Here is a 16821-nt window from a genome sequence, read left to right on the forward strand (position 1 = left end):
ACCCACTAGTGGCCTGACAAATAGCCGAGTATTCTAGTCAACATTAACTCATTGCAAGAGGTTCACCCATGAATATTCTACACCTGGATTCAGGTCTGTTTACTGAACAATCCGTCAGCCGCCAGCTTTCCACTCGCATCATCAAACAACTGCAGCAGCAATACCCGGATGCCCAGCTGGTGCATCGGGATCTGGTTGCTCAGCCCATCAACCATCTGGATGCTGAAATTCTTATGGCCGGGAATACTGAAAAGGATCAGCGCAGCGAGCGCCAGCACAGTGAACTGGCCGTAACAGAAACCTTGCTGGCAGAGGTTTTTGCTGCTGATCTACTCGTCATCGGCGCGCCCTTTTACAACTTCAGCATTCCCACGCAATTGAAAGCCTGGGTAGACCGGATCGCTCAAGCGGGTCGCACCTTCCGTTACACCGAAAACGGCCCCGAGGGTCTGCTGCAAGGCAAACGGGCGATTATTGCCTCCGCTCGCGGCGGGGTTTACAGCGAAGGACCTGCAACCGGCATGGATCATCAGGAAAGTTACCTGAAAACCCTCCTGGGTTTTATCGGCATCAGTGATGTCACCATCGTTCGCGCCGAGGGCCTCAACATGGGCGACAGCCTGCGTGCCGAGGCTCTGACAGCTGCAAGCAGGGAAATTGATGGTCTGGCTGTTGCTGCTGAAGCCTGATCAATCAAAAAGGGTTGCTGGTTCAGGCTTGTAAGTCAGGGCCAGCAACTCTTTCTCCAAAGCAGCGGCCTTCACGGGCTGACTGCTGATGACTTCCAGCCGGGAGTCGCGTCGATAGGCCACCGGCTGGACCACCAGCTCCGAGCCCACCTTGTTGAAGCTGTGCCATTCCCTGCTGCCCACCCGAAAGACTCCTTTCAGGCGCAGAACATCTTTTTGCTGATCCACCCACTGGTAAAGTCGGTCTTCATCAAAGGCTGTATCGCGATGAAAGATCCAGCCCACTGAATGAGCCCCCTGCCCGTCTCCTGTTTTACAAACAGGCCTGCCGGGTTCGGGCAAGGCCAGAAACTCCAGTCCCTGCTGAGGTTTCAACAAAGAGGGTTTGCTGGCTAGCTGATGCTCCTGGCCGGGCTTGATTGACTGCCCCTGATAAATCAGCGTTTCTGCTGGCTGCAATACGGATTGCGGCAGCTGGCCCTGCTCACAGGTCAAAAGTGCCAGTTTGGGAGGGAAAAAACCACTGGCCTGATCCAGAGCCCGCTGGGTTTGCTCCGGGGTGGCCAGATCCGTTTTGTTAAAGACCAGAACATCAGCCAGGGAAATTTGATCCTGGAAGGTGTCATTGGCCAGCACACGGGGATCTTCCAGTTGCCGTGGGTCTACCAGGGTAATCAAGGGATGCAGCTCGACAAACTCGGCAAACTGCTCGCCGGTCAAGACATCAATAATACCGGCCGGATGCCCCAGGCCAGTGGGTTCAATCAATAGCCGATCCGGTTTGTATTTCTGCAGCAGGTTAACCAGAGTCACCGAAAGCGTTAAGCCCAGAGCACAACAAATACAGCCGCCGGGAATCTCTTTGACGCGAATATCATCTCCGGTTTCCAGCAGACTGCCATCGACGCCAATTTGCCCGAATTCATTGACCACCAGCGCCCAACGCTCACCTTCCGGCTTGTGGGCCAGCAAGTGATTGATGGCTGTGGTTTTACCCACACCCAAAAAACCGGTAATCAGGTGTACGGGGGTTTTGCTCATAGCGCTCCTTCTTTGTGCAGCAGTCTGCGTTTGAGATCCAGCCCCAGAGCATAGCCGCCCAGTTGACCACTTTTGCGCAGAACCCGGTGACAGGGAATCAACAGGGGCACCGGATTGGCACCACAAGCCGAGGCAACAGCCCGGACTGCACGGGGACGGCCCACATGCTTTGCAAGCTCACTGTAACTGAGTGTCCGACCACTGGGGATCTGTAATAACTGTTCCCAGACCATCTTCTGGAAAGCACTACCCTGCAAATCCAGCGGCAGAGCCCGGATCAGCTCAGGATTCACCAAGGCTTCGCTGATCTTCTGTGACCAGAGGGTGCGTTGACCTGGAGTCAGCTGTTGTATACCGGCAGGCTTGAAGTGCTCCTCCAGCAATTGCTGAAAGGCCTCATCGCTCATCACCGGCTGTAGGGCAGCCAAACCCCGGGGAGTCACCAGAAAAACAGCATTGCCCCACCCGGTTTGAAATTCACCCCACTGCGGAGGTTTTTCGCCGGGAACGAGTGAGGCAAGAATAGGCTTCAGGTTCATGAGACACCTTGACTGGGAAAGTCACTGTTAAGGCTTTGGATGATCATAACGGGTTTTTGGATAAAAAAAAGCCCCGCATTTGCGGGGCCAAGAGCAGAGAGCTTTTCAGTTTACTTCATGGAAATGGTGGTATTGACCCCGGCAGAAATACTGTCCGGCTCATACCAGCGCTCAGTGACTGTTTTGCTGTGAGTCCAGAACTTGACCGCTTCCTTGCCATTGGGACCCAGAGGACCCAGACGCGAACCGCGTGAACCGGTAAAGCTGAAGTAGGCCACAGGCACAGGAATCGGCATATTGATCCCCACCTGGCCGACATCAATTTCATTCTGGAACTTATGCGCCGCCCAACCGGAAGCAGTAAAGATGGAGGTGCCATTACCATTCGGGTTGGCATTGATAAATTCAATGGCTTCATCCAGGGTTTCCGCTTCCACCACACAAAGCACCGGTCCGAAAATCTCTTCCTTGTAGATATCCATATCCTTGGTCACACCGGTAAAGACGGTGGCTCCCACGAAGTTGCCTTTTTCGTAGCCTTCAACCACACATTCACGACCATCCAGTGCCAGGGTTGCACCCTGTTCCACACCCGAGTCAATCATGCGAATAATACGGTCTCTGGCGGAACTGGAAACCACAGGGCAGATATCCGCTTTAACATTGGTTCCTGGTCCCACCACCATTTTTTTGGAACGCTCCACAATTTCATCGGCCCACTGGCGTGCTTCACCCACCAGAACCACAACCGGGTTAGCCATGCAACGCTGACCGGCGGCACCAAAAGCCGACCCCAGCAGGGCATCAATCGCCTGGTTCTTGTTGGAATCAGGCAGAATCACACAGTGGTTCTTGGCACCCATCATGCACTGGGCCCGCTTACCGGCTTTGCTGGCATGTTCGTAGATCTGCTCACCGACATTGCTGGAACCGATAAAGGAAACCGCCTTGATGTGCTCATGTTGGCAAAGACGGGTTGCCACTTCCGGGCCACCGTGCACCACATTCAAAACACCGGGTGGCAGACCGGCTTCATGAGCCAGCTCAACCAGACGCAGAGTGGACGTAGGGTCCTGCTCGGAAGGCTTGAGAACAAAGGTATTACCCGTGGCAATGGCAATGGGAAACATAAAGCAGGGCAGCATGACCGGAAAGTTGAAAGCAGTGATACCGGCACCCACGCCTAGAGGCTGTTTCAGGGTATAAACATTGACGCCGGTTGCAACATTTTCCGCCATTTCACTGAGTTGCAGAGTGGGGATGGAGCAGGCATGTTCAACCACTTCCAGGCCACGACCCACTTCACCTTCGGCATCCGGCAGGGTTTTACCATGCTCTTCGGTAATCAGGGCAGCCAGGTCTTTGGCATTCTCGCGCAGCAATTGCTGGAACTTGAGCATGATGCGCATGCGCGCTGCCAGAGAGGTGTTGCGCCAGCTCTTGTAGGCTTCATTGGCATTGTTGATGGCGGCATCGACTTCATCCAGGGTACAGAAAGGAACCTTGGCCACCACTTCCTGGGTGGCGGGATTTAAAACTTCACGCCAGTCAGTTGATTGGGAAGTGACCTTCTCGCCACCAATGATCATGGGGATTTCGCGCACAGACATGGCTTACCTCTTTTTGCTGATTGTTTTTGTGGTTATAGGTTTAAGTAACCGTGCTTGCATCTTAGACCCCAGCAAGAATGCCTGACAAGCAACTTGAGTGCAAAGCACTCTTGCATATTTGCAAGGGCTAAAAAGTCCACAAAAAAAGGGGCCTTGCGGCCCCTTCCTGCTGCAATTCTGCCAGCTGATTTATTCTGTTGCTTCATTCAGGCGATTCAAGGCTTTCTGGCTCATGAACTGTTCACGCATTTCTGCGGTTGTGAAGGCCTCTTCTTCTGCACCGGCGGCTTCAGCAACGGATTGCAGCATTTGGGTCACGCTTTCCTGGCCAACAGCCACCATGGAACAGAACTGACGCTGACCTTCAATGGTCACGTATTCGGCGCGTACACGACGGCTGCCAACCATTTCCTGATCAACGATCTGACGGGTCACTTCTTCAAAGTTGCCCCCGGTGGACAGACCGTCTTCTTCGGTGTCGATGGTACGCTGATAGTTTTCAGTTAGTGACTGCACCTGAGCGCCCATGGTGGTCGCCAGTTGCTGACGAGCGGCCAGGTCGGCACGACTGCTGTCCGAGTTGATGCGCCCGGAAGCCGGCACACAACTGGTTGCTGCCAGACCATCCTGAACTTCAGGAGTAAAGATCCAGCTGGGAATTGAGGACTCCTCGGGTTGCTGTTCAGGTGTGCCAGCACAACCCACCAGGGCAATGGAAACGGCAATAGCAGAGACTGCAAAGATATTTTTTTTCATGGTTCTTAGTCTTCCTTTTTTGAATGATCTCGTCTTTTGACGAGGGAGTGCTTGTTTTGAAAAACCCGCTTAATCAAATTCACGATAAGCAGCCGTACGCCTGGCCACATGATCCAGGTATTTGCGTGTTTCTTCGTAAGGAAGCTGAGCACGCAACTGCTCATAGACTTCGCGAGGCTGCATAGTATTGATAATACCTGCTGCCTTTGCCGGACTTGTCGAGTTGCCGGTAAAAGTTCGTGCTACATTCCCTGCTCCGGTGTTATAGGCAGAGATAACGGCATACATGCGACTCTCGGAGTTTTCAATCTGGCGCAGATAGCGGCTATTGAGAATATTCAGATAAACCGCCCCAGCCTGAATATTGTTTTCCGGATTGTACAGATAGGAAGGGCTGAACACCCTGATTTCCCCGTAAAGCTCCTGGGCGACATCCTTGCCTGCAGAAGAGGGAACAATTTGCATCAGGCCAAAAGCAGGAATATGGGAGCGTGCCATGGGATTAAAGCTGCTTTCGCTGTGCATGATCGCCAGCATCAAGGCAGGTTCAACCTGGTGTTTCTGGGCATAATTGCGAACCTGTGGCAGATATTCTTTTGCTTTGTCTGTGGTTCGGGAAGGTGGCAGAGGCACCGTAAGCACCGTGACCTCACGTTGGCCGCCATCCGCAGCAGGCTCCTGGCGCTGGGATACCTGAGCCTTGTTCATCATGGCTTCGGCATGTTCGGGACGAACCTCACTGAGCACTCGCTTACGACCTTGGTCACCTAAAGACGGGCTGGGCAAGCCTGCTTTTTCCACCGCACGTTGGGTCACTTCATCCCTTTCCACGGCTTCTTCTACAGGGCGGTTGATGACATCCACCAGCATTTCCACGGCCGCATCCGTACGTCCACCGGTCTTTTCCGTATCCACCTCTATACGGATTTCATTGGCCTCATAATCCACGACACTGCGGCTGGTCTGATCTTCAGAGTATTCCACCCAGGTACGGTTGTCCGTGATCAGAGGTTGCGACCAGTGAGCGCGCAATTCTTCCTGATAGGCTTCAAAAGCTTCGTCAAAAGCATCCCGGTAAGCCTGAAAAGCCTCTTCAAAATCCTGGTTGAACTGCTGCATATCCTGCTGACGCTGCTGTTGAAACTCCTGGAGACTTGAAGAACTTCCGATCATGGGAGACAGCAACAAACCTGCAGCAAGTGATGAGACCAGAATTCTTTTCACGCTAATATTTCCTTAAGTTTCAACCCAAAAACCCGTAGTATTCATGTGATTCTTGCTGGGTGGCCCCGGAGTGTCAAGACAAGTATAAAAAACTGCCAAGAAGATCACACTTTATTTTATCAAGGCAATAATTCATGGACTGGGATGATATCCGTATTTTTCTGGAAGTCGCTCGCACCGAACGACTCAGCGAGGCTGCCCAGCGCTTGAGGGTGAATGCTTCCACGGTTTCCCGACGTTTGCATCGACTGGAAACCTCGCTGGAAGTGCAGCTTTTTGAAAGAGGCCAGGATGGCCACCAGCTGACGGATCAGGGTCGCCTGCTGCTGGCTACAGCGCGTCAGATGGAGCAGCAGGCCCTGACCGCCGGGGAAATTCTGCAAGGGTTGGGGGAAGAGCAGATCGGTTCAGTGCGCATCGGCTCCACCGAGGGTTTCGGCAGCTTTTTCATCACCCCCAGACTGGCCGACTTTTGTAAAAACAATCCCCGCCTGGTCGTTGAATTACTGCCCATGCCCCGTTTCGTCAAATTAACCCGACACGAAGCCGATATGGCAGTGACCATTGAAAGGCCCCGGCATACCAGCCTGGTGGTGACCAAGCTGTGTGATTATCGCTTGAAGCTTTATGCCACCCAGGAGTATTTGCAGCAGGCACCAGCGTTGGAGAGAGTGGAAGACCTCAACCACCAGCGCCTGATTGGTTATGTGGATGATCTGATGTTCAGTGATCAGCTCAATTATATGGAGCGTCTGCTTCCCGATGCCCAACCGGCCTTTCGCAGCACCAGCGTGGTGGCCCAATATATCCAGGCACGCTCGGGGCTCGGACTTGCTATTCTACCCTGTTTTCTGGCAGCAGAAGCACCGCAGCTAAAACCGGTTCTGGAAGAGGAAATCTGCCTGACCCGCAGCTTCTGGCTGGCGGCGCAACCTGAACGCAAACGTCTGGCTCGGGTGGAAGCCGTCTGGCAGGAGCTCAAGCGTCTGGCGGAAGCACACCAGCCCCTGCTGATGGGAGAATAAGTGCCGCTCAGGCAATCAACTCCGGTTCCTGTTCCAGCTCCACACCAAAACGCTGCTCAACACTGGCCTTGATTTCCTCGGCCAAAGCCAACAATTCCGTAACCTGCCCCCCACCCTGATGCACCAGAACCAAAGCCTGACGCTCATGCACTGCAAAGCGGCCTTTCTGGTAGCCTTTGAAGCCGCACTGATCAATCATCCAACCGGCCGCCAGTTTGACTCCATCTTCAGTGGCATAAACCGGCAAGTCAGGCCACCTTTGCTTAAGCTCCTCCGCCTTCTGTTTTGTGACCAGGGGGTTTTTGAAGAAGCTGCCTGCATTGGGCAAACGCGCCGGATCGGGCAGTTTTTCGCGGCGGATATCGGTGACCGTATCAGCAATGACTCGGGCCAGAGGAATGCAGGCCTGTTGCTGACGGTTGCGCAGCTCCTGTTTGCTGGCGACCCGCTCGGCAAGATCGGCATACCCTAGACGTGGCTGGGCATTTTTTTGCAAACGCAGTTGCAGGGCAGTGATGATAAAACGACCTTTCCAGTCCTGTTTGAAACGACTGTTGCGATAAGCCAGTTCACAGTCTTTTGCAGCCAAAGTATCTGCCCGGGGCTCTTTGCCGGGTTCCAGCCAGTAACCTTCCACAGTTTCCAGGCAATCACTGACTTCGGCCCCGTAAGCGCCGATGTTCTGAATGGGGGCGGCACCGGCCTGGCCGGGAATCAAGGCCAGATTTTCCAGACCAAAAAGGCCCCGCGAGGTGGTTTCCAATACCAGCTGATGCCAGTTGTAACCCGCAGGCACCCGCAAAGTGACGGTTTGATTCGCAGCACCCGACCAATCCAGAGGTTCAGGTAATTGCTGCAAAACCATGCCTTCCAGATCCCTGGCCAGTACCAGATTGCTGCCCCCACCCAGGGGAAAAACCGGTAAGTTCTGAGTTGCGGCAAAATCCAGGGCTTCCAGAAAGGCTTTCCGGCCACTGGTTTTGACCAGCCAGCGTGCCCTGGCAGGCAGATTCAGCGAGTTGAGAGGAGTGAGATCCGCCCACTCTTGCTTAGAGATCATGGCTTTTCCGCAACTGCACCAAGAGGCGTTTGCAGGCACTTTCCACCAGATCAATCACCTGTTGGAAGCCACTTTCACCGCCATAATAGGGATCGGGCACCTCGGTGATGGCAGAAGGATTGAAGCTCAGCAAAAGCCTGATTTTATCCATCTGCTCCAGTTCTGAAACCAGATCCTCAACATCGGCCTGATTCTGCTTATCCATCACCAGTACATAATCAAAAGTATCCAGGTCTTCAGGCTGAATCTGTCGCGCTGTGAGTCCTGATAAATCATAGCCACGCGCAAGGGCAGCGGCCTGCATTCGTTCATCCGGGGCCTTGCCCACATGCCAGTCGCCAGTACCGGCAGAATCAATGCGGATTTTGTCACTCAAACCCGCTTCTTCAACCAGATAACGAAAAATGCCATCGGCAGTGGGTGAACGGCAGATATTTCCCAGACAAACAAAAAGAACAGAAACTTGATTACTCATAAGCTAAGAGCGCCAGGCAGCCTCCGGTTGGAAATCGAAAAAAGTTGGTAGGCATTATAAGCCAGTTAACGGTAAAATGCCTTTATGAAAACCCCCTGTGTCGGCTTTTGCTCCACGACTTTTGGTGATCCCATCTGCCGGGGCTGCAAAAGAACCTCCAAAGAAGTGGATACCTGGAACCTGATGACGCCCGAAGAGCAGGAAGCTGTCTGGCAACGCCTGTGGCAGCAGGCTGAACGACTGGTGGGCGACTATCTTGTAGTAAAAGATCCTGTGTTACTGCAAAGCCAGTTGCAGCGCTTCGCCATTCGCCACCACCCTGAGGCTCCACCTGAAGCCTGGGTCATGGATCTGCTCAGAGCCGGGAGTGAGCGTATCAGAAACCTGGAAGCCTATGGTCTGCAAAGAACCGCCAAAGCCCGGAACCTCAGCCCTGCAGCTCTCTTCAACCACTTGACCCGGCTGTTTTTGTAGCGGTGCAGTCAAAGTGTCTACAACTTTTGCCCAACTTAACTTTGTTGACACTTTACTCTACAATGCCACCGCCTTATAAAAGGATCGATGAATCCATCGGTTGCTTTGATTCCATAAAACAGGACGTTCACAGAAAGATTTTTTTCGCTGTTGATCGAAGCGCTAACAGATGAGGGTATAAAACCGTGCTAGAAGCTTACCGCAAACATGTCGAAGAACGCGCGCAAGAAGGCGTTCCACCCAAGCCACTGGATGCAGAACAAACCGCTGCTTTGGTTGATCTGCTGAAAAACCCGCCTGCAGGCGAAGAAGAGTTTCTGGTCGACCTGATCAGCAACCGCGTTCCTGCTGGTGTTGATGAAGCCGCTTACGTCAAGGCTGGCTTTTTATCCGCTGTCGCCAAAGGCGAAGCCTCCTCTCCACTGATTTCCACTGAGAAAGCCGTACAACTGCTCGGCACCATGCAGGGCGGCTACAACATTGCCACCCTGGTGGAACTGCTGGAAGACGACCAACTGGGTGCTCTGGCCGGTGAAGAACTCAAGCACACCCTGCTGATGTTTGATGCCTTCCACGATGTTGCCGATAAAGCCAAAGAAGGCAACGAAAACGCCAAGGCTGTGATGAAGTCCTGGGCGGAAGCCGAATGGTTCACCAACAAGCCTGCTCTGGCGGAAAAAATCTCTCTGGCCGTGTTCAAAGTACCCGGCGAGACCAACACCGATGACCTGTCACCGGCTCCTGATGCCTGGTCACGCCCTGACATTCCTCTGCATGCCAACGCCATGCTGAAAATGGAACGTGATGGCATCAAGCCTGAAGAACCCGGTGTCACCGGTCCTCTGAAGCAAATTGAAGAAGTGAAGTCCAAAGGCTTCCCCGTTGCCTATGTCGGTGACGTTGTGGGTACCGGTTCTTCACGTAAATCAGCCACCAACTCGGTGCTCTGGTTCTTTGGTGACGACATTCCCAACGTGCCCAACAAGCGCGCTGGCGGCTTCTGCTTCGGTTCCAAAATTGCTCCGATCTTCTACAACACCATGGAAGATGCCGGTGCTCTGCCCGTCGAAATGGATGTGGACAACCTCAACATGGGCGACCTGATTGACGTCTACCCCTACGAAGGCAAGGTCTGTAAACACGGCACAGATGAAGTGGTTTCCACTTTTGAACTGAAAACCCAGATTCTGCTGGATGAAGTGCGTGCTGGCGGCCGTATTCCCCTGATCATCGGTCGTGGTCTGACTGAAAAAGCCCGCGCTGAACTGGGCATGGGTCCTTCTGATCTGTTCAAGAAGCCTGAACAGCCTGTCGATACCGGCAAAGGCTACACTCTGGCGCAGAAGATGGTGGGTAAAGCCTGTGGTATGGAAGGTGTTCGCCCCGGCACTTACTGCGAACCCAAGATGGCCACAGTCGGCTCTCAGGACACCACAGGTCCCATGACCCGTGATGAACTGAAAGACCTGGCTTGTCTGGGCTTCCAGGCGGATCTGGTGATGCAGTCTTTCTGCCACACCGCTGCTTACCCTAAGCCTGTGGATGTCAACACCCACCACACCCTGCCTGACTTCATCATGAACCGTGGCGGTGTTTCCCTGCGCCCTGGTGACGGTATCATCCACTCCTGGCTGAACCGCATGCTGCTGCCTGATACTGTCGGCACCGGTGGTGATTCCCACACCCGTTTCCCGCTGGGTATCTCTTTCCCTGCCGGTTCCGGTCTGGTGGCTTTTGCTGCGGCCACAGGCGTTATGCCTCTGGACATGCCTGAGTCCGTACTGGTTCGCTTCAAGGGTGAAATGCAGCCCGGTATCACTCTGCGCGATCTGGTTCACGCCATTCCTTACCAGGCGATTCAGGACGGTCACCTGACTGTTGAGAAGAAAGGCAAGAAGAACATCTTCTCTGGTCGCGTACTGGAAATTGAAGGTCTGGAACACCTGACTGCCGAACAGGCATTCGAGCTGTCCGATGCTTCTGCCGAGCGCTCTGCGGCGGGTTGCACCATCACCCTGTCCGAAGATTCAGTGGCTGAATACCTCAAGTCCAACATCACCCTGCTGCGCTGGATGATCAGCAACGGTTACGGCGATCCTCGCACTCTGGAGCGTCGCGCCAAGGCAATGGAAGACTGGCTGGCTAACCCCTCACTGATGCGTGCCGATAAAGATGCTGAATACGCAGCCGTGATCGAAGTGGATCTGAACAACATCAAGGAACCTGTTCTTTGTGCCCCCAACGATCCTGATGATGCCCGCCTGTTGTCTGACGTGGCCGGTCGCAAGATCGATGAAGTCTTCATCGGCTCCTGCATGACCAACATCGGTCACTTCCGCGCTGCCGGTAAACTGCTGGATCAGTACAAGGGTGAACTGCCTACCCGTCTGTGGTTGTCACCACCCACCAAGATGGACCAGTACCAGCTGACCGAAGAAGGCTACTACGGCATCTACGGCAAAGCCGGTGCGCGCATGGAAATGCCGGGCTGCTCTCTGTGCATGGGTAACCAGGCACGCATTGCACCCAAGTCCACGGCGGTTTCCACGTCCACACGTAACTTCCCCAACCGTCTGGGTGATGGTGCGGATGTCTTCCTGGCTTCTGCTGAGCTGGCTGCAATTGCCTCCATCATGGGCAAACTGCCAACTCCAGAGGAATACCTGGAAAAAGCATCCAAAATCAACACCATGGCCAGTGAAGTCTATCGCTACCTGAACTTCGATCAGATCGAAGAGTATCAGAAAGCTGCTTCTTCAGTGATTCCTGTCGCCCAGGAAGCCTGATTGGCCTGATAAAGGGCAGACTCATCCGGGTCCACCCTTGAAGAAACCCGCCCTGCCTCGGCAGTGGTGGGTTTTTTTATTCGTCAAGAAGCGCCGCCAACACCCTTAGCAACGAAAATCCGTTACCAGACCTTGCAGACGATCCGAAAGAGCCTGGAGGGATTCACCGGAAACCTCCAGTTGTCTGGCTTCATCCGCACTGATTGTTGCATCCCGGGTCATGCGCTCCACCTGGTGATCCAACTGCTCCAGCGATGTTTTCTGGTGCTCACTCACTTCAACCAGAAGTTGTGCAGCCGATGAAAGCGCTGCAACGGTGCTAATAATGGTCTCCAAAGCCTTGCTGGCATCACCGGCAGCCGCTACGCCATCCCTGGCCAACCGCTGACCCGAGTTCATGCGCTCGGCCGCCTGTCCGGCATCTCTTTGCAAGCCGGTGATCTGCTCACGAATATTCCCCGTGGCCTCCTGGGTACGGGTGGCCAGTTGCCGTACTTCATCCGCCACCACGGCAAAACCACGCCCGGACTCTCCGGCCCTGGCGGCTTCGATTGCGGCATTCAGGGCCAGCAGGTTGGTTTGCTCGGCAATCCCACCTACCACCTCCAGAACCTGACCGATTTCTTCGGTCTGACTTTCCAGGTGAAAAACCGCTTCTCCGGCCTGCTCCATTTCTTCAGCCAGGCCCGTCAACCCCTGCAGGGTTTTCTGAATCGTGGTGTAACCTTCCTGGGCCTGACGGTCAGCCTCACCCGCTGACTGCATGACTTGTTGATACTCGCTGAGCGCCTGTTGCATCTGTTCCCCCAGATTATCCAGTGCGCTGCGTGCGGTCTGACTGCCTTTTTGCTGTTCCGCAACCCGCTGATGGGTTCTGCGGCCCTTGTCGGCCATGCTGGAAACAGCTTCGGACAGGGAATCCGAACTGCCCTGCAGCTCGCCCAGCAACTCCCGGAGATTGCGCACCATGCGATTGACACTGTCAATAATTTCACCCAACAAATCCTTGCTGACCAATGAGCATTCACGGGAAATATCATGCTGGCTCACGGCCTGGGCCACTTCGGCAATCTGGCGCATCTTGCTGAACAGCAACCGATGCACCAGCCAGTAATTGAACAGGCCAATCGACAGACCGGCCAGGATACAACCCAGTTGAAACCAGACCTTCAGCCCCGGCTTCCAGTCCACAAAAAACTGGGCGTACAAAGGAAAAATCAGCCCCATCAAAATACCAAAGGCCAGAAAGGCATAAAGAAGGCGACGCAGCAGGCTTGCTTTCATCATCAGGCTCCCGTTGATTGAATTAGCAAAACCTTATCTATACATCACCAGCAAGCAAACAGACAGGGCATAAAACCGCATATTTCCTGGCTTCAGAGAAACGGAATCACTTGAAGTCCCTTGTAATCAAGTGATTAGTCCCCATCTCATGATGACAAAACAAAACTCAGGCACAGCTGTTTTGGTTGCAATACTGACCCATATCAATCACATTATTGCAATGCAATAAAGCAAAAGGTTTTCCTCATGTCCCAAGTATTTTGTGCGCACCTTGATGACCTGGCCATTCTCGAGCTTCAGGGGGGTCAGCCTGACAAACTCCTTCAGGGCCAGATCACGGCTGATATGAATCTGGTCACGCCTGAACAGGCCCTGCCGGGCTTGCTGTGCAGCCTGAAAGGCCGGGTCATCAGCAGTTTTGAAGTGGTGGCTTTTGCTGAAAACCACCTGGCCCTGATCCTTCCAGCCGATAACCTGGAAGCCGTGCAAAGCCATCTGAAAAAATATGAACCCTTTTTCAAAACCCGACTGCTGGAAACAACAGACCAGTACCAACTGCTGGGTCTTTCAGGTAAAGAAACCCCTGCTCTGGTTGCCAGCCTGCTGGGAGCCTGGCCTAAAAGCAATTACCGCCAGGCCGTGACTGAGAAAGGTCTGGTTCTGCATCTGCCTGGCCCTCTGGCCCGAGGACTAGTGCTTTTGCAGCGGGATCACGAAGACTTTGCCGCCACCCTGGATAAAATCAAGAGCCTGACCGCGGCTGTTCCCCTGGATTGCTGGCGCATGCTGGATATTCAGGTCGGCCGTGCCCAGGTGAATGCCGATCTGGCTGACCAGTATCTGCCACAGATGCTGAACTATCAGGCACTGGGCGCAGTCAGTTTCAAAAAAGGCTGTTACATCGGCCAGGAAGTGGTGGCGCGTGCCCAGTTTCGTGGTCAGGTCAAAAAACGCCTGCATCGGGTTCACCTGAACACTGACAAACTGCAACTTCCCGCCGCTGTTTATGACAGTGCAGGCAAGCAGCAGGGTGAAATCATCCAGACGGCATCCGACAGACGCGGTGAACTTGAGGCCCTGGCTGTGATCAACCAGAAAGCATTAGAAGAAAATGATCAATTTTTTGCTAATTCAGAACTGACCCTGAAAGCCAGTCTGCTAAACTTGCCTTACGATCAGCAGGCGCGAGTTGCCTTGCACGGTGCCGAAGCTTAAAAACACCTTGTATTAATGAATCCTTGAATGATGGAGCGTGAAAATGCCAACTGTAGAACTAAAGCTCATGGGGCTGACCTGTAATGGTTGCGTCAACAAAGTAACCGAAGCCCTGATGAGTCAGGAGAGTGTTGATCAGGTGGATGTCAGCCAGGAAGCCGCCACCATCACCGGCAGCATCAGCCCGGACGAAGCTATTGAAGTGATTGAAAACCTGGGCTTTGAAGCCGAAGAGTAAGCCTTGCAGTGATCCTTCTCTAACTGCCTGTTGCAGGGTATGTGTTTGTCAGGACGCGTGAATACATCCCTGTAAGCTCTGGCTGCGACTTCCTGTCGCAGACAGCCTGACCAAACAACACCCTGCACGGCAGTCAACTCCCAACCTTATTTAGCCTGGAGACTCCATGTCCAAACCTATTCGCCTTGCCCTGAGAGGGATGACCTGCGGCGCTTGTGTCGGCAGTGTTGAAAAAGCCCTGCAGGGCGTTTCCGGTGTTGATGAAGTGAAGGTCAATCTTCCAGATCGCAGTGCCGAAGTCAAAGGCGAGGTGGATGAGAAAACCCTGGTCAAGGCTGTTGAAGAAGCCGGTTATGGGGCCACACCCATGGGCGCGGATTACGGTGAGGATGAGCGTCAGGCCGAAGAAGCTGCAGCCCTGAAAAAGGTCTGGATCAAAACCTGGGTCGCTCTGGCCGTTGGTGTGCCGCAGATGCTACTGATGTTTACCGGCCACCTGCCCATGCTGGAAGAGGCACGGGTTCTCTGGGGTATTATTGGTCTGGTGACTCTGGCCACCATGGTTTTTGCTGGGGGCCACTTTTATACGGGCGCCTGGACAGCCCTGAAAAACCGCCGCGCCAATATGGACAGTCTGATTGCTCTGGGTACCGGGGCAGCCTGGGTTTACTCCACCCTGATGGTGCTCTGGCCGGAAATTGTCCCAGCTGAAAGTCGGCATGTTTACTATGAGGCCGCGGTCTTCATTGTCGGTCTGGTCAATCTGGGGCAGGCTCTGGAAACCCGCGCCCGTGGGCAAGCTTCCCAGGCCATACGCCGTCTTATGCAGCTGCAGCCGGACACGGCCTGGCTGGTCACCCCTGATGGTGAAGAGAAGGAAATGCGTCTGGCCTCCATCCAGCCCAGTGATGTTCTGCGTGTGCGTCCCGGTGAGCGAATTCCAGTTGATGGCATCGTGGCGGACGGTGAAACCCAGGTGGATGAATCCATGCTGACCGGTGAACCCAACCCGGTGAGCAAAAAGAAAAAAGACTGGTTGTCAGCCGGTACAGTCAATCAAACCGGCAGTATCAAAATGCGGGTGCGCAAGGTCGGTGAAGAAACCGCCCTGGCCCAGATTATTCATCAGGTACGGGATGCCCAGGGTTCCAAGCCTGCCATCGGGCGTCTGGTTGACAAGATCAGTTCCATTTTTGTCCCTGTTGTTATTGTTATCGCCCTGATCACCGCTTTGGTCTGGTGGCTGGTGGGCCCGGAACCCCAGTCGGCCTATATGCTGGTGGCCGCCATGGCGGTGCTGGTGATTGCCTGCCCCTGTGCTCTGGGACTGGCGACCCCCATGTCCATCATGGTGGGTGTGGGCCGTGCTGCCAGCAAGGGCGTGTTAATTCGCAAAGGCGATGCCCTGCAGGAAGCTTCACGTTTGAACGCAGTGATTCTGGATAAAACCGGCACCATCACGGAAGGCAAACCCAGATTAGTGGACTTCAAGATTCAGGAGAACTCGGCTTTCCAGCTGTCCAAAGATGAATTGCTGGCCAACCTGGCAGCTTTGGAACAGGCCTCTGAACACCCTCTGGGTGCTGCTGTGGTTGCTGCCGCCAAGGAACAAAAACTGACTCTGCCCAAAACGGACACCCCGGAAATCCTCAGTGGCCAGGGCATCAAGGGCAGGATTGCCAACCAAACCTGGCTGGTGGGAAACCGCTCCCTGCTGGAATCGGAAGAAGTTGAAATCAGTGAGGCTCAGGAAAATCAGGCCTCGGAAATGGCTGATCAAGGACAAACCTGTATTCATCTGGCCATTGAAGGCCAACTGGTGGCTTTAATCGGCATTGCCGACCCCATCAAAGAAGACTCAGCCGCAGCGATTCAGCGCCTGCAGCAGGCCGGTGTCCAGGTGGTCATGCTGACCGGGGACAGCCAGAGAACAGCCCAGGCGGTCGCCCGTCAGGTGGGCATTGACGAAGTCTTTGCGGAAGTCAAACCGGACCAGAAAGCCAACAAGGTCAAGGAACTGCAGGACAAGGGCCTGAGAGTCGGCATGGTCGGTGATGGCATCAATGATGCTCCGGCTCTGGCCCAGGCCCATGTCGGCTTTGCCATAGGCACAGGCACCGACATTGCCATAGAAAGCGCTGATCTGACTCTGATGCGGGGTTCTCTGCACGGTGTTGCTGATGCCATGCTGATCTCCCGTGCCACGGTCCGTAATATCTGGCAGAACCTGTTTGGTGCCTTCATCTACAACACCCTGGGTATTCCGCTGGCTGCCGGTGTGCTCTTCCCGCTGACCGGCTGGCTGTTGAGTCCGGCCTATGCCGCAGCAGCCATGGCCTTGTCCTCAGTGACAGTCGTCAGTAATGCCAACCGTCTGCGTTATATCAAACTGGATAAGCACTGAT

15 protein-coding genes are annotated in these 16821 nt (G+C 54.2%); 7 read left to right on the forward strand and 8 right to left on the reverse strand.

Annotated features, from left to right (window positions below; genetic code table 11):
• Positions 1 to 68: 68 nt before the first annotated feature.
• Positions 69 to 689 (forward strand): FMN-dependent NADH-azoreductase, encoded by a 621-nt coding sequence (locus LG323_RS04870; RefSeq protein WP_404419540.1) that lies wholly within the window; start codon positions 69 to 71, stop codon positions 687 to 689.
• Here LG323_RS04870 and LG323_RS04875 read toward each other — a convergent pair whose 3' ends face one another.
• From LG323_RS04875 to LG323_RS04895, 5 genes are all read right to left on the reverse strand, one after another.
• Positions 690 to 1730 (reverse strand): CobW family GTP-binding protein, encoded by a 1041-nt coding sequence (locus LG323_RS04875; protein WP_404419542.1) that lies wholly within the window; start codon positions 1728 to 1730, stop codon positions 690 to 692.
• Positions 1727 to 2269: a methylated-DNA--[protein]-cysteine S-methyltransferase gene (locus LG323_RS04880; protein ID WP_404419544.1), complete on the reverse strand. Its 543-nt coding sequence runs from the start codon at positions 2267 to 2269 to the stop codon at positions 1727 to 1729. The genes LG323_RS04875 and LG323_RS04880 overlap by 4 nt, the downstream gene beginning before the upstream one ends.
• Positions 2270 to 2379: 110 nt before the next feature.
• Positions 2380 to 3879 (reverse strand): CoA-acylating methylmalonate-semialdehyde dehydrogenase, encoded by a 1500-nt coding sequence (locus LG323_RS04885; protein ID WP_310697875.1) that lies wholly within the window; start codon positions 3877 to 3879, stop codon positions 2380 to 2382.
• 189 nt (positions 3880 to 4068) lie between these two features.
• On the reverse strand, positions 4069 to 4635 hold the full coding sequence (locus LG323_RS04890) for a hypothetical protein (protein ID WP_404419546.1): 567 nt from the start codon (positions 4633 to 4635) through the stop codon (positions 4069 to 4071).
• Between the two features lie 69 nt (positions 4636 to 4704).
• Positions 4705 to 5859: a transglycosylase SLT domain-containing protein gene (locus tag LG323_RS04895; protein WP_404419548.1), complete on the reverse strand. Its 1155-nt coding sequence runs from the start codon at positions 5857 to 5859 to the stop codon at positions 4705 to 4707.
• Positions 5860 to 5993: 134 nt separating this feature from the next.
• On the opposite strand from LG323_RS04895, the gene LG323_RS04900 reads away from it, so the two are divergent.
• Positions 5994 to 6884, forward strand: a complete 891-nt coding sequence (locus tag LG323_RS04900; RefSeq protein ID WP_404419550.1) for a LysR family transcriptional regulator — start codon at positions 5994 to 5996, stop codon at positions 6882 to 6884.
• A gap of 7 nt (positions 6885 to 6891) precedes the next feature.
• Here LG323_RS04900 and murB read toward each other — a convergent pair whose 3' ends face one another.
• Together murB and LG323_RS04910 are read right to left on the reverse strand one after the other, a co-directional pair.
• On the reverse strand, positions 6892 to 7944 hold the full coding sequence (gene murB, locus LG323_RS04905) for a UDP-N-acetylmuramate dehydrogenase (protein ID WP_404419552.1): 1053 nt from the start codon (positions 7942 to 7944) through the stop codon (positions 6892 to 6894).
• Complete coding sequence (locus LG323_RS04910) at positions 7934 to 8419, reverse strand: low molecular weight protein-tyrosine-phosphatase (protein ID WP_404419554.1); 486 nt, start codon at positions 8417 to 8419, stop codon at positions 7934 to 7936. Before LG323_RS04910 ends, murB begins: the two co-directional genes overlap by 11 nt.
• 84 nt (positions 8420 to 8503) lie before the next feature.
• Here LG323_RS04910 and LG323_RS04915 point away from each other — a divergent pair, with 84 nt between their 5' ends.
• Together LG323_RS04915 and acnB are read left to right on the forward strand one after the other, a co-directional pair.
• The gene (locus LG323_RS04915) at positions 8504 to 8893 is read left to right on the forward strand and encodes a DUF1289 domain-containing protein (protein WP_310697257.1); all 390 of its coding nucleotides are present in this window, start codon (positions 8504 to 8506) and stop codon (positions 8891 to 8893) included.
• A 185-nt stretch (positions 8894 to 9078) separates the two neighbouring features.
• On the forward strand, positions 9079 to 11679 hold the full coding sequence (gene acnB, locus LG323_RS04920) for a bifunctional aconitate hydratase 2/2-methylisocitrate dehydratase (RefSeq protein WP_310697256.1): 2601 nt from the start codon (positions 9079 to 9081) through the stop codon (positions 11677 to 11679).
• A 105-nt stretch (positions 11680 to 11784) separates the two neighbouring features.
• On the opposite strand, the gene LG323_RS04925 is transcribed toward acnB, so the two are convergent.
• Positions 11785 to 12966, reverse strand: coding sequence for a methyl-accepting chemotaxis protein (locus LG323_RS04925; protein ID WP_404419556.1), 1182 nt, complete (start codon positions 12964 to 12966; stop codon positions 11785 to 11787).
• Positions 12967 to 13209: 243 nt separating this feature from the next.
• Between LG323_RS04925 and LG323_RS04930 the strand changes: the two genes are divergently transcribed.
• From LG323_RS04930 to LG323_RS04940, 3 genes are all read left to right on the forward strand, one after another.
• Positions 13210 to 14178 (forward strand): YgfZ/GcvT domain-containing protein, encoded by a 969-nt coding sequence (locus tag LG323_RS04930; protein WP_404419558.1) that lies wholly within the window; start codon positions 13210 to 13212, stop codon positions 14176 to 14178.
• 43 nt (positions 14179 to 14221) lie between these two features.
• Positions 14222 to 14416, forward strand: a complete 195-nt coding sequence (locus LG323_RS04935) for a cation transporter (RefSeq protein WP_310697253.1) — start codon at positions 14222 to 14224, stop codon at positions 14414 to 14416.
• A gap of 166 nt (positions 14417 to 14582) precedes the next feature.
• Complete coding sequence (locus LG323_RS04940) at positions 14583 to 16820, forward strand: heavy metal translocating P-type ATPase (protein ID WP_404419560.1); 2238 nt, start codon at positions 14583 to 14585, stop codon at positions 16818 to 16820.
• Position 16821: the final 1 nt, after the last annotated feature.

This window comes from Marinospirillum sp. (genome assembly GCF_044810985.1).
In the GTDB taxonomy this organism is placed as follows: domain Bacteria; phylum Pseudomonadota; class Gammaproteobacteria; order Pseudomonadales; family Halomonadaceae; genus Marinospirillum.